The sequence below is a fragment of the Paenibacillus sp. FSL F4-0243 genome, assembly GCF_037963295.1.
Taxonomy (GTDB): Bacteria; Bacillota; Bacilli; order Paenibacillales; family Paenibacillaceae; genus Paenibacillus_AQ.
In genome coordinates this window covers 1,606,424-1,618,448 of record NZ_CP150151.1, presented here as the reverse complement: position 1 = coordinate 1,618,448, position 12,025 = coordinate 1,606,424, and the positions used below count along the sequence as shown (strand labels likewise).

General features: G+C 42.2%; 12 protein-coding genes. 3 read left to right on the top strand and 9 right to left on the bottom strand.

Going from position 1 to position 12,025, the window contains the following annotated elements; genetic code table 11:
- Positions 1–162: 162 nt before the first annotated feature.
- From NSS87_RS07340 to sigK, 4 genes are all read right to left on the bottom strand, one after another.
- Positions 163–462 (bottom strand): iron-sulfur cluster assembly accessory protein, encoded by a 300-nt coding sequence (locus NSS87_RS07340; protein WP_339245948.1) that lies wholly within the window; start codon positions 460–462, stop codon positions 163–165.
- Positions 463–875: 413 nt separating this feature from the next.
- Positions 876–1,502 (bottom strand): diadenylate cyclase, encoded by a 627-nt coding sequence (locus tag NSS87_RS07335; protein WP_339245946.1) that lies wholly within the window; start codon positions 1,500–1,502, stop codon positions 876–878.
- Positions 1,503–1,526: 24 nt separating this feature from the next.
- Positions 1,527–2,366, bottom strand: coding sequence for a sporulation-specific diadenylate cyclase CdaS (gene cdaS, locus NSS87_RS07330; protein ID WP_339245944.1), 840 nt, complete (start codon positions 2,364–2,366; stop codon positions 1,527–1,529).
- Positions 2,367–2,463: 97 nt separating this feature from the next.
- Positions 2,464–3,165 (bottom strand): RNA polymerase sporulation sigma factor SigK, encoded by a 702-nt coding sequence (gene sigK / locus NSS87_RS07325; protein ID WP_042125228.1) that lies wholly within the window; start codon positions 3,163–3,165, stop codon positions 2,464–2,466.
- A gap of 481 nt (positions 3,166–3,646) precedes the next feature.
- Between sigK and nrdI the strand changes: the two genes are divergently transcribed.
- The 3 genes from nrdI to nrdF are packed head-to-tail and all read left to right on the top strand — an operon-like array spanning position 3,647 to position 7,076.
- The gene (gene nrdI / locus NSS87_RS07320) at positions 3,647–4,006 is read left to right on the top strand and encodes a class Ib ribonucleoside-diphosphate reductase assembly flavoprotein NrdI (RefSeq protein WP_339245940.1); all 360 of its coding nucleotides are present in this window, start codon (positions 3,647–3,649) and stop codon (positions 4,004–4,006) included.
- A complete protein-coding gene (gene nrdE, locus NSS87_RS07315; protein WP_339245939.1) occupies positions 3,993–6,077 on the top strand; it encodes a class 1b ribonucleoside-diphosphate reductase subunit alpha in 2,085 nt (694 codons plus the stop codon). Before nrdI ends, nrdE begins: the two co-directional genes overlap by 14 nt.
- A 39-nt stretch (positions 6,078–6,116) precedes the next feature.
- On the top strand, positions 6,117–7,076 hold the full coding sequence (nrdF, locus tag NSS87_RS07310) for a class 1b ribonucleoside-diphosphate reductase subunit beta (protein ID WP_339245936.1): 960 nt from the start codon (positions 6,117–6,119) through the stop codon (positions 7,074–7,076).
- A 63-nt stretch (positions 7,077–7,139) separates the two neighbouring features.
- Here nrdF and NSS87_RS07305 read toward each other — a convergent pair whose 3' ends face one another.
- From NSS87_RS07305 to NSS87_RS07285, 5 genes are all read right to left on the bottom strand, one after another.
- A complete protein-coding gene (locus tag NSS87_RS07305) occupies positions 7,140–7,499 on the bottom strand; it encodes a hypothetical protein (RefSeq protein WP_042185820.1) in 360 nt (119 codons plus the stop codon).
- Positions 7,500–7,967: 468 nt separating this feature from the next.
- Positions 7,968–8,741 carry an SDR family NAD(P)-dependent oxidoreductase gene (locus NSS87_RS07300; RefSeq protein ID WP_042185818.1) on the bottom strand — a complete coding sequence of 258 codons (774 nt, stop codon included), beginning with the start codon at positions 8,739–8,741 and terminating at the stop codon, positions 7,968–7,970.
- 305 nt (positions 8,742–9,046) lie between these two features.
- Positions 9,047–9,277: a hypothetical protein gene (locus NSS87_RS07295; RefSeq protein WP_042185817.1), complete on the bottom strand. Its 231-nt coding sequence runs from the start codon at positions 9,275–9,277 to the stop codon at positions 9,047–9,049.
- A gap of 5 nt (positions 9,278–9,282) precedes the next feature.
- Positions 9,283–10,506: a Ger(x)C family spore germination protein gene (locus NSS87_RS07290; protein ID WP_339245929.1), complete on the bottom strand. Its 1,224-nt coding sequence runs from the start codon at positions 10,504–10,506 to the stop codon at positions 9,283–9,285.
- Entirely contained in the window at positions 10,503–12,017 is a 1,515-nt protein-coding gene (locus tag NSS87_RS07285) for a spore germination protein (protein ID WP_339245926.1), read from the bottom strand. The genes NSS87_RS07290 and NSS87_RS07285 overlap by 4 nt, the downstream gene beginning before the upstream one ends.
- Positions 12,018–12,025: the final 8 nt, after the last annotated feature.

The following is a 12,025-nucleotide window of genomic DNA, read 5'->3' as shown; positions in this document are numbered from 1 at the left end:
TTTTTTACCCTAAAGATGACGCCCATGCTAGGCGTACATAACGAAAAGGAACCGGTCACACAACCGGTTCCTCAGGCTGACGAGAAAGTCTTGCCTGCCCTCTCGTAAAAAGAGTTCAACCCGTTTTATGGGTTGAACTCTTATCGTGTTTAACACAACTGCTTATTTTTCAAGAAATCCTGTAGAAGGATTCGTGATGAAGAAGCCCTCTTGCGGCACATAAAAATATTGAATCCAAACACCATCCAAAAGCGGCTCACGGGTATCCAGCAATACCTCAATATTCTTGTCTGTTGTGATAATTTCATCATGCTCAGTTGGCGTATCAAGAACCACATCATAGTGCCCATGATTCCCGTGATTCTGTGTAATAACTACTCGAATCATCTTTCCTTCCGCTTCTTGGCTGCTCAGCATATCTTTTAGAACTTTAGCTGCATTTCGATTAATTTTACATTTCATCCTCTGGCGACCTCATTTCTGCTTAATTTACGATAAGAAGTTCATTGTAACATAAATTAAGTCACTATATATAATTCAGTACTGTATAGAAGGTAATCCAGGTTGATTGCCGTGAATACTTATTTCGGCTTTCTTTTCAAGCAGTATCCAGTGGGAAAATGCTCAGACAATGCCTGATATTTCGCTTCTGTGTGTATTTAATGTCTGTGACCAATATACCGTCTTTATTGTTCGTAAGCTACCGAACGGGCATAGTCCCTCCGTTCAAAGTGCGAGTCGTGTTTTCATGCAATAAAAAGCATCTATCTTGGAACGATCCATTGGGATTCGTACTTATTGATAGATGCTATGTTATTGATTTACTGTTGACAATCCAAAAAGAGCGCTTTCGAAGACGGAGGTTCTTCCTCATGTTATTGTTTTTGATGCCTAGAGAATGGGTAAATATTCCCATCCAAACTAAACGAGGTGGTGCCATTTTCATAAATCAGCAATATTAATGCATCACATCGCTCAGACAAACCAATTGCGGAAATTTCTCGATAATCAAACATTCGATCCCAAAAGATCTGCTCCGTTAAAGGCAGTTTGTTAGCAGCGGATACAATAAGGTTTGATTTAATTAGAACCGCTCCATTTTTAAGTGTGCTCTCCTCTTGAAATATGGACTCCAGCAGTGCACTGGAAATTTGGGCGTTTATAGGTGTTCCATCGCTGATATAAGGTAATACTGGATCATCTTTCTCAATTACGATTAGCGCTCCCTGTTTTTTTGAACTTAGCTTATGAATAGAGTTTGAAACCTGTTTACTGCTATCTGTGTATTCAGAAAGAAGACAATTCAGAAGGTAAGTGGAAATGATGGTTTCTAAATCGCCCAAACTTTTAGATATTTCTTCAAAATCATTAAGAATTTCGATATCATCTTGTTCTAATTTTAAAATGGTAAGGTTAAGGATCTCTTCTATCACTGACAGTTTTTTTGTTATATCAAGGTATAAAGGCTTTGAGTTTCCGATACAGAGACGATGAGTTTCCATAAGCCACTCCCTAAGCAGTTTTTCTTAATCCTCTACGATCTTAAAAGGGTATATTGAGCCGTTAAATGAGAATGACTCCTTCCCTGTTTCCTCAGATACGACAAATATCAGAGCGTCCGTTATTTCCGATAATCCTATAGCTGCTCGATGACGTGTTCCAACTTTTCTTTTTTTAAAAGTTCGTTTGGTTAGTGGGAGAATGTTTGCAGCAGATACTATGATGTCGTTTCGTATGAGTACCGCTCCATCATGTAAGGGACTGTTCACATTAAAAATGGAATCCAAGAGAGAACTTGAAATTTCAGCAAACATTGGAGTCCCTATATTGAGCCGTTCTTCCAATAAATCCTCCCTTTGAATAACAATTAAGGCTCCTTTTCGTTTAGAGCTCAACTCTTCAATAGCCTTAAAAATTTCCCTTTCTTTAGTTGAATAAGGTTTAAGTAAACGTTCTATATGATAAGCGGATGCCCTTGTACTAACGTCCGAAAATTTTTGGGAGAGCTGCTTCAAATGTTTTAGCATGTCAATTCCCTCTGCGTCCAATGTGGATTTTAACGTGGCGACAGTTTGGGAAAGACTAATCAGATCATCTGATAGTTGTATTCTATCCCATCCATATTGCAATGTACCAAGAGTTCTTCCTCCGACATTGGTTACCGGATGAACATGGTCGTAGGATGCCACGATACTGGCTGTCGTATTATCGAATGCAACCCAAGATTCACTGTATTCTGGACATAAATTCTTTACTTCTAGCTCCCAAGACCACCTGCTTGTGTTATCCCAAATGTAGGGATCACTGATCACTTTAAAATAACCTAAGAGTCTCGTCGTTTCTGAATATGCTTTTTTTATGTTCATTTAGCCCAACTACTTGAATTAACAAAAAAGCAACTCCCTTATTGGCAAGTCGCTTTTAAAACACTCTATAGTGAATCTTTAGTTATTATCTAAGATCCTAGCGCTTCGCCTTATAAAACTCATGATACAACTTCATGAGCGCTCTCTTCTCTATCCGCGAAACATAACTCCGTGAGATCCCAAGCTCCTTCGCAATCTCCCTCTGCGTTCGTTCCTCACCGCCCGTATCCAATCCAAACCGCCCCACCACAACTTCCTTTTCCCGGTCATCCAGTATATCAAGATTGCGATAAATCTTACTTTTCTCGATCTTCAGATCAACTTCTTTAATGACATCATCCGCTTCCGAGCCGAGGATATCGATAAGTGTAATTTCATTTCCTTCCTTGTCTGTCCCAATTGGGTCGTGCAGAGATACATCTTTACGAGTTTTCTTCAAGGATCTTAGGTGCATCAGAATTTCGTTTTCGATACATCGGGCAGCAAAAGTGGCTAGCTTTGTTCCTTTGTTCGGGCGATAGCTCTCGATGGCTTTAATCAGGCCGATCGTGCCGATGGAGATCAGATCCTCCATGTCTTCCCCAGTGTTATCGAATTTTTTTACTATATGGGCGACAAGTCTCAAATTGTGCTCGATAAGCAAATTTCGGGCTTTAGCATCCCCTTCAGCCATCATGCCTAAGTATTTGCTTTCCTCCTGCTCCGAGAGCGGCTGTGGAAATGCGTTGTTCCTTACGTAGGATACCAGCAACGTCAGTTCTTTGATTAGCAACGCGATCGTACTTAAGAATCCAGGCAACTTGGCGACACCTCCCGCACTTGTACAATGAAACCGATCTGTTAGCCTTACGGGTTCATGGTCATCTTATTGTATGTGGGTAGATGCCTAGAAGTGCATGTACGGGGGAAATTATACAAACCCATTGTTAGTCTCTCCGCTTTAGCTTCATTAATGATCTCATCCATCTGCTCCCAGTTCTGCTCAACGGAGCGACGCTAATTAGTCATGATAAAAATGATGCAGCAAGATCCAGAACGAAAAACAGTACAGTTGCCTTAGCAAACCGCTCCAACCTGCGTATTTTCGGGATATCAACACTTTAATAGAGCGTTTACTAGACCAATTTCCAACTAGTTAGGAAGCACTTTTCATGTTGACTTTCCAACATATAGTGATTAAAATAAACAACGCACACTAAATATAGTATGCATATGATTTTCCAGTATTTATAGCTTATCTATTCAATCTTTACAGTAATATATACAGGGGGAGAGACTCCATGCTAGTCGCATACGATTCAAAAACCGGAAACGTCAAACGCTTCATTGGTAAGCTTAAGCTGCCAGCTGTGCAGATTGAAGAGCATATGACCATTGACGAGCCCTATGTGCTTATTACATATACCACCGGCTTTGGACAGATTCCAGAGAAGGTGTCTTCTTTCTTGAAGAACAATTATTCCAATTTGAAAGGCATCGCCGCCAGCGGCAACAAGAACTGGGGCGAGCTGTTCGCGCATAGCGCAGACTTGATTGCAGATCGGTACAATGTACCAGTTATCGGTAAATTTGAGCTGTCGGGCACATTTGGTGATGTGGAACGAATTAAACAGGAGGTGAGCCGAGTTGCGGCATATTGAACTAAACAACATGTTGATGAAGAGAGACGAAAGTGGTTTCTTTCAATTGGATAAAGACCTTGAGGCAGTAGCCGAATTTATGCGGGATGTAGAACGGCGGAGCCTGGTTTTTGCGAATACAAAAGCCAAGGTTGATTATATGATTGAACAGGATTTCTACGAAAATTTTTACGAGCAGTACAGCGTGGCTGAAATTGAGGAAGTTTACCAAATTACCCATTCTTACAACTTCAGCTTTCCATCCTATATGGCTGCTTCGAAGTTCTATACGGATTACGCTGTAAAAAGCAATGACCGCAAGCAATATCTGGAGCATTATCCGGACCGTGTGGCGGCAGTTGCCCTTCACCTAGGGCGCGGGAACGCCGCTACTGCTGGCATGCTTGCCCGTTCGATGATGGAGCAGCGTCTGCAGCCAGCGACCCCAACCTTCTTAAACGCCGGCAAGAGTCGTCGCGGTGAGCTTGTCTCCTGCTTCCTTATCGAAATGGACGACTCGCTTAATTCGATCAACTATGTGCTCAATACCTGCATGCAGCTCTCGAAGATCGGCGGTGGCGTGGCTGTCAACCTGTCCAAGCTTCGTTCCCGCGGTGAGACAATCAAGGGTGTCGAGGATGCGGCTAAGGGCATTATACCTGTGCTCAAGCTGATGGAGGACGGCTTCTCCTATGCTGACCAGATGGGTCAACGTAAAGGTTCTGGAGCCGCCTACTACAATATTTTTGGATGGGATGTTCTTGAATTTCTCGACAGTAAGAAGATCAACGCCGACGAAAAAACAAGACTCAAAACCCTGTCCATCGGCCTGATCATTCCGAATCACTTTTATAAGCTGGCGAAGGACAATGAACCGCTCCATGTATTTGCCCCTTACAGTGTGTACAAGGCTTATGGCACGCATCTTGATGACATGGATTTGGATGATATGTACGATAAGCTGCTAGCCGATCCACGTGTCAAAAAGAGAAAGGCCATGAGCGCACGGGATATGCTGACCAAAATCGCCATGATCCAGCTGGAATCTGGCTATCCATATATTATGAACAAGAGCAACGCTAATGCGGCCCATGCCCTGAAAAATGTCGGACAGATCAAAATGTCCAACCTCTGCACAGAAATCTTCCAGCTGCAGGAGACCTCAGAAATTGCTGACTACGGACAGGAAGATACCATCCGCCGTGATGTAAGCTGCAATCTGGCTTCCTTGAACATTGTCAACGTGATGGAGCATGGCAAAATCCGTGAATCGGTACATGAAGGCATGATCGCCTTGACTGCAGTCAGCGATATGACCAGCATCTCTAATGCCCCAGGCGTAGCCAAAGCTAACAAAGAGATGCACTCCGTCGGTCTCGGCGTCATGAATCTGCACGGCTATCTGGCCAAGAACAAGATCGCTTATGAAAGCGAACAGGCTCGCGATTTTGCCCGGACCTTCTTCATGACCATGAACTACCATTCACTGGAGAAAAGCATGGAGATCGCTGCTGCAACCGGCCGGTCTTTCCATGGTTTTGAGGCTTCTGATTATGCTACAGGAGCTTATTTTGAGCGTTACCTGACTACGGATTACCGCCCTGTAACGCCAAGGGTACAAGAGCTGTTCGGAGATATTTTCATCCCATCCCCTGCGGACTGGGAACAACTGCGGGATGCAGTAAAAGCAAATGGCTTGTACCATGCTTACCGTTTAGCAATTGCGCCGACAGCCAGCATTTCCTATATTCAAAATGCTACTTCAAGCGTTATGCCTATTGTAGAGCAGATTGAGACACGGACTTATGCTAATTCGACGACTTACTATCCGATGCCGTACCTGCGTCCAGACAATGTATTTTTCTATAAATCGGCTTACCAAATGGATCAGTTCAAGGTGATCGATTTAATCGCGGAAATTCAGCCCCATATCGACCAGGGCATCTCGACCGTTCTGCATGTGAACAGTGATGTCTCAACCAGAGAACTGGCCCGTTCCTATCTGTACGCGGCGCATAAAGGCTTGAAGTCGCTGTATTACACCCGGACCAAAAAGCTGTCCGTCGAGGAATGCCTCACCTGCTCGATCTAACTGGAAGGCTATAGCCGCAGAAAAGGAGATTGCCATATTATGACCGCTATCCAAGCCGTTAACTGGAACCGTCCCGACGACGATTTCTCATTGATGTTCTGGAATCAGAACATTATGCAATTCTGGACGGACGATGAAATTCCATTATCCGATGATAAAATGTCCTGGCTCACGCTCAGTGAGCAAGAAAAGGACTCCTATATGAAGGTACTCGGCGGACTCACACTGCTGGATACGATTCAAGGCGGAGTAGGTATGCCGCAGATTATGGAGCATGTCGAAGGTCTTCAGCGCAAGGCTGTGCTTGGCTTTATGGGCATGATGGAACAGATTCACGCCAAATCGTACAGTAGCATTTTCACCACTTTGTCCTCCACAGAGGAGATTGACAGTGTGTTCCGCTGGGTTGAAGAGAACCCTTATCTGCAGTTCAAGGCAGAGACCATATCACAATATTACAAAAAAATAGATTCACCCAAAGATCTGTACCTTGCCATGGCAGCCTCAGTGCTGCTCGAGAGCTACTTGTTCTACAGTGGCTTCTTCTACCCGCTTTATCTAGCTGGCCAAGGCAAAATGACATGCAGCGGTGAGATCATCGACCTTATTCTGCGGGATGAGAGCATCCATGGCGTATATGTCGGTGTGCTGGCGCAGGAGATCTTTGACGGGCTACCAGATGACGAGCAGCGTGAGCTACACCAGAAGCTGGTAGACCTCCTTAGACTGCTACATGAGAATGAAGAACGTTATACCGAGCAGATCTACGCTCCCATCGGACTGGTGTACGAGGTCAAGACCTTCCTTAGATACAATGCTAACAAAGCCATGATGAATCTGGGGCATGATCCGCTATTCGACGAGGAAGAGATCAACCCGATTGTTCAGAATGGCATCAGTACCCACACCAAGCAGCATGATTTCTTCTCGAAAAAAGGTAACGGATACGTCCGGGCGCTTAACGTGGAACCGCTGAAAGATGAAGATTTTCAATTTTAAATATAGATAAAGCAAAAAGTGCGGAGAAAATTCTCCGCACTTTTTGCTAACTGTAGGATTAGATTATTGCAAGCTTTTCAGGTATGTTCTAGCTTCTTCGTAGGTATCGTAAGCATCTGCAAAATCTCTACCAAAAATACGTTTCAATTGCATCTTCCAAATTGGGTTTTTAGTTACATAAGCCCATCCTGCTTGACCAGCTTCACTCGCCATAGCACCTGTAGGGGCTAGCATAGCTGCAACCTCAGGAGTAAGTACACTTTTAGAATCAGTTACATCAGTTGTTCCTGTAAATTTAGGTTTAACAAGCTTCATGATATTTTCAAAATCTTTCAGGTATCCTGGAACATCTTCAGCTGAAAAATCAATAGATACTACATCGATATGGTTCTCATTTTGGTTGTACTTAATTGTGTATGACATAATTATTTTTCCTCCAAGTTTTAACGTTATTTTTTTAATAATAGAGATGAAATGTATGTAACTTCACAGACAAAAAATACCCGCCCCATGCTTTTTCAGGGCGACGACATCTACTTCCTGTATCGTTTTTATAACAACACCCTTTCTAGAATATTAACTAATACATATTACCTATATTATTATCGACAAATTTCTTTTTTTATTTATATTAAAATACAAATTTCTACAAATTCCAACATATCCATGGTCATATTTTCCTTAATTCATTCATTTTTGTGTATCTGCTGTCTCTTGCAGCCATTCAATTTGCCAACATACGAAGAATCTATTTTTTTTAGACAACTAAAAAAGGCTCTGCGTGCGACTTCCGATTCCAATCCAGTCATCCTTCAGGTTTTTGGAATCAGAATACGCCGCAAAGCCTTTAATACTATATATTAGTTGTTATATAAGTAAATCAATCCGTGATTACTTTGTTGCGGAATAGCCCCCGTCAATCACATGTGCTGTACCTGTAATAAACGAAGCCTCATCACTTAGTAGGAAGCATGCAAACGCAGCTACTTCCTCAGGCGTACCGTATCTACCCAGAGCCGTTCCAGAAGCGATAAGAGATTGAAGCATCTCTACATCATCAGACAACAGCTTTTCATATCTGTTCATGGTTGGTGTAGGGATAGGTCCTGGGCAAAGGGCATTTACTCTAATGTTACGGTGACCCACTTCTTTGGCAACCGATTTAGTCATCCCCACAATAGCATGTTTACTTGCTGAATAAGCTGCATCATTGGCCATCCCGATAAAAATACCATGCAAAGAGGAGCAGTTTAGAACGGAAGCTCCAGATTTCATATGAGGTAATGTATAATGCAACATGTAGAATTGGCTAGTGAGATTTGTCTGAATCACTTTTTGAAACAACAACGGATCATAGTCTATAACATCCGTATTGTCTCCTGTAATTGCTGAGTTATTATATAGGCAATCAATTTTTCCATAAGCCGCTAATGTTTGATCTACGATATTTTTGCAGTCTGCTTCGAGAGAAACATCTGACCGAACAAACATCGCTTCCCCACCTAGAGCCTTAATTTCCTCAACTGTGTTAGCGCCGGCATCTGATCGATTGGCAACTACTACAATACCGCCCTCTCTTGCTACTCTTAAGGCTGTAGCTTTTCCGATTCCGGTACCTGCACCTGTAATAATAACTACTTTGTTCTCAAATCTGTTGCTACTCATATGCGCACCACTTTCTTATGTCTTTTTCAGGAGGAGGATTCGAACCTCATAGACCCTAATATCGCCTGATGCAATATGGATTGGAACATTTTTGCAGAAAAATCGACAAAATTATCCTCTATATGACAACTTTATTGTATTTAATTGTATATAGCAATGAATATTTTAATCTGTTTTTACAACAATTGAGAATTTGGTTTTGATCGCCATAAAAAAAAAACACCCCTTAGAATTTCATCAGATAAACCAGAAGTTTTATCCGATGCTTATTCTAAGGGGTTTGATAATTTGTAAATCCGTCGTTGTTAATGAAACCATACTCCAAATAAATTATTTATTGGCTTATAGATAAGAATAATCAGAAACAGAGGACTCGGGATGTTCAATTTTAACAACGCACATACGGTCGCGCCAAGTCCCAAAATCCAAAATATAAAATATACGCTAAGATCACGTACTCGGCGCTTTCGCACTAATTTAGGCAAATCAAGTGCCATACAACCTACAGCAAGCACCAAAAAAAACAATAACACCATTCGACTCACTCCTTGATTTTTTCAAGAAAAGAATTATCTGTGAGACCTACGCGGTTAATAACTACTGAGGCACTATAATGGATGGGCAATGATTTAAGGTAATCGTCGCCTTTTTTTTGCTGTAGCTTTGTCCAGGCTTTAGGACTGGCATGGTAGATCGATTGTCCAAATCCCATAATATCAACATTGAAGCGATTAGTTACTTGCTCCACAGTGTTTTGCATCCGCTCTATAATCCGTTCCTCTGTTTCCTTTTCCAAACGTTTTATGGTGCTTTCCGATTCCAAATTTTCTGTACTTTGCACTTCTTCAATGTTGCAAAGCGTCTTAACGTCAAGGTAAATATGCGGCTCCCCATCAATAATTTTCACTTTGCGTTTGGTTGAAGCCTGGATCGCTTCGATAACAATAGGCTTTCCGTCTTCCCCTGCTATCGCGCCAGAATGTGAGGTTACCTTATCATTGATATAATTGTAACCAATCGTTTCACCCTCGTTTAGCCAACCGATCAGTTTGTCTTTTTTGAACACAGCTACAGTATGGTATTCCAATCTCGCCTTAGGCATTGTTCGCTCTACATTGCTTTTATCTCCCCCCTCTTTGGGATCTCCCATAACTTCCACTCCGGTCAGTACAGGATGTTCACCTTCAGCCAATAAATTTTCAATAAAATCATCCAGCGTGACAGCGACTGTTTTTGCTGAATCTTTATAAGAATTATCTAGGGAACTAAATAATTTGTTCGCTGGTAATTTATCCATAGGTGTAAGGACATTCAAGACATCGCTGGCGGTTGTATCTCTGGCAACCATGACGTAGAAATCCATTCGAGCTTCCCGACTTCTTTTAAATACGTCGAGTATCTCGCCCACTCCGGAGCGTGCAAGTTCCTCTCCAATCACTAACACCCGGATATGACCAAGATAACTCGTCCTGGAACTATCCAAATTCAACATACGTTGTGCATCATAAAACGTAGGTACCGTAAATTTATAAACAACCACTGGGACTCCAGTGCCTCCCCCTCCTCCATTCGATTGTGAGGAAATCGCAGATGGAATAACGACTTGCATCGAAACTGTATAACCAGTTTCAGCCTTGTCGATCCCTATCCCCAGAACAAAGGCTACTTCATTTAGCTCCTTTCTTTCCCAACAACCATTTAGCACTAAAGTAAATTGGAGAGCTATCATCAATCGGAGAGCGCCTCTAACTAATTTTTTATTCATTGTGTCGATTCCTCATCACTGGATGTGCTTTGACGAAATAGGTTCTGCGTCTTGTTCTCAGCAGGTCTTGTCTTTAAAAAAGGCCACGGAAAGCGAAAGATAGAGTCTTTTAAGTCTTTTGAATTATAAGGTCCGAGCGGACTCATATAAGGCATTCCGAAAGAACGCAAACTCGACAAATGCAGTACGATGATAAAAATACCGAATAGAATTCCATATAATCCGATAAATCCGGCCAAAGCTATAAGCACAAAACGGATCATCCGCGCAGCTATTGACATTCCTGTCTCCGGAATAACAAAGCTAGAAATGGCTGTAAGCGATACAATAATGACCATTGCAGATGAAATAAAACCCGCTGCAACCGCTGCTTGTCCAATCACCAACGTTCCGACAATGGAAATTGCCTGTCCAATATTTTTAGGTATCCGCACCCCGGCCTCCCGCAAAATCTCATAAGTCATTTCCATGATCAGCGCCTCGACAAAAGCAGGAAAAGGGACACTTTCCCGCTGGGCAGCTAAACTAATTACAAGATTGGTCGGTATCATCTCCTGATGATACGTAGTAATCGCAACATACAATGAAGGTGCAAGCAAAGTGATAAAAAACGAAATAAAACGAACTAATCTCAGCAATGTTCCAATATCGGCCCTTTGGTAATAATCCTCAGCAGACTGAAAAAATGCTACAAAAAATGTGGGTACCAAAAGTACAAAAGGAGTTCCATCAACAATAATGGCCACTTTTCCTTCCAAAATACCTGCTGCAATCGTATCTGGACGATCACTGTTGTATACGGTAGGAAATGGTGTAAATACCGTCTCTTGAATAAATTCTTCAATATATCCACTCTCGAGAATACTGTCCGTATCAATTTTATTCAGACGGCGTTTAACTTCTTGCACCAACTCCTTATTCGCGATGTTGCTTAGATACATAATGGATACGCTGGTTTGAGTTACCCTTCCGATCTGAACGGTTTCCAGCCATAAATGGCTATCTTTTATTTTCCGCCGAACCAGTGCCGTATTCGTCCGTAAATTCTCAGTGAATCCTTCCATTGGACCTCGAACAACCGATTGGGAACTGGGCTCCCCTACATTGCGATCTTCCCAGCCTGGTAAGCCGATCCGGAGAGTGGTGGATGTCCCATCGAGTAGCAGCATTACACTACCGGACAGCAATTCGTGTACGAATTGGCTGTAATCAACGATAACGGTTAGATCACCGGCTATTAATATCTGTTTCTTAATAATCTCAATCTTCTGCTCGGGCTCAAGCTTTCCCAGCTGTTCATAAGGAATATGTTCCTGCAAAGAATACAAAATTGAATTATGCAGTACCTGAGTATCCACAAGACCATCTATGTAAATCAAAGAAATATTAGTATTTTCTTCTATCTGCAACTCTTTTATCACTACATCAGAACTTCCGCCCAGCAATCCGTTCAACTGATCAATATTGGTTTTCAATCGCTTTGATAGTGTACCCGTCTCCGAACTTTTCACGATGTAGC

Bases quoted from the DNA above. Each gene is read 5' to 3' on its own strand.
- NSS87_RS07335 (WP_339245946.1), bottom strand. From the start codon at position 1,502: ATGGAAACTCATCGTCTCTGTATCGGAAACTCAAAGCCTTTATACCTT.
- nrdF (WP_339245936.1), top strand. From the start codon at position 6,117: ATGACCGCTATCCAAGCCGTTAACTGGAACCGTCCCGACGACGATTTC.
- cdaS (WP_339245944.1), bottom strand. From the start codon at position 2,366: ATGAACATAAAAAAAGCATATTCAGAAACGACGAGACTCTTAGGTTAT.
- nrdI (WP_339245940.1), top strand. From the start codon at position 3,647: ATGCTAGTCGCATACGATTCAAAAACCGGAAACGTCAAACGCTTCATT.
- NSS87_RS07295 (WP_042185817.1), bottom strand. From the start codon at position 9,277: ATGGTGTTATTGTTTTTTTTGGTGCTTGCTGTAGGTTGTATGGCACTT.
- NSS87_RS07300 (WP_042185818.1), bottom strand. From the start codon at position 8,741: ATGAGTAGCAACAGATTTGAGAACAAAGTAGTTATTATTACAGGTGCA.
- NSS87_RS07290 (WP_339245929.1), bottom strand. From the start codon at position 10,506: ATGAATAAAAAATTAGTTAGAGGCGCTCTCCGATTGATGATAGCTCTC.
- NSS87_RS07340 (WP_339245948.1), bottom strand. From the start codon at position 462: ATGAAATGTAAAATTAATCGAAATGCAGCTAAAGTTCTAAAAGATATG.
- NSS87_RS07305 (WP_042185820.1), bottom strand. From the start codon at position 7,499: ATGTCATACACAATTAAGTACAACCAAAATGAGAACCATATCGATGTA.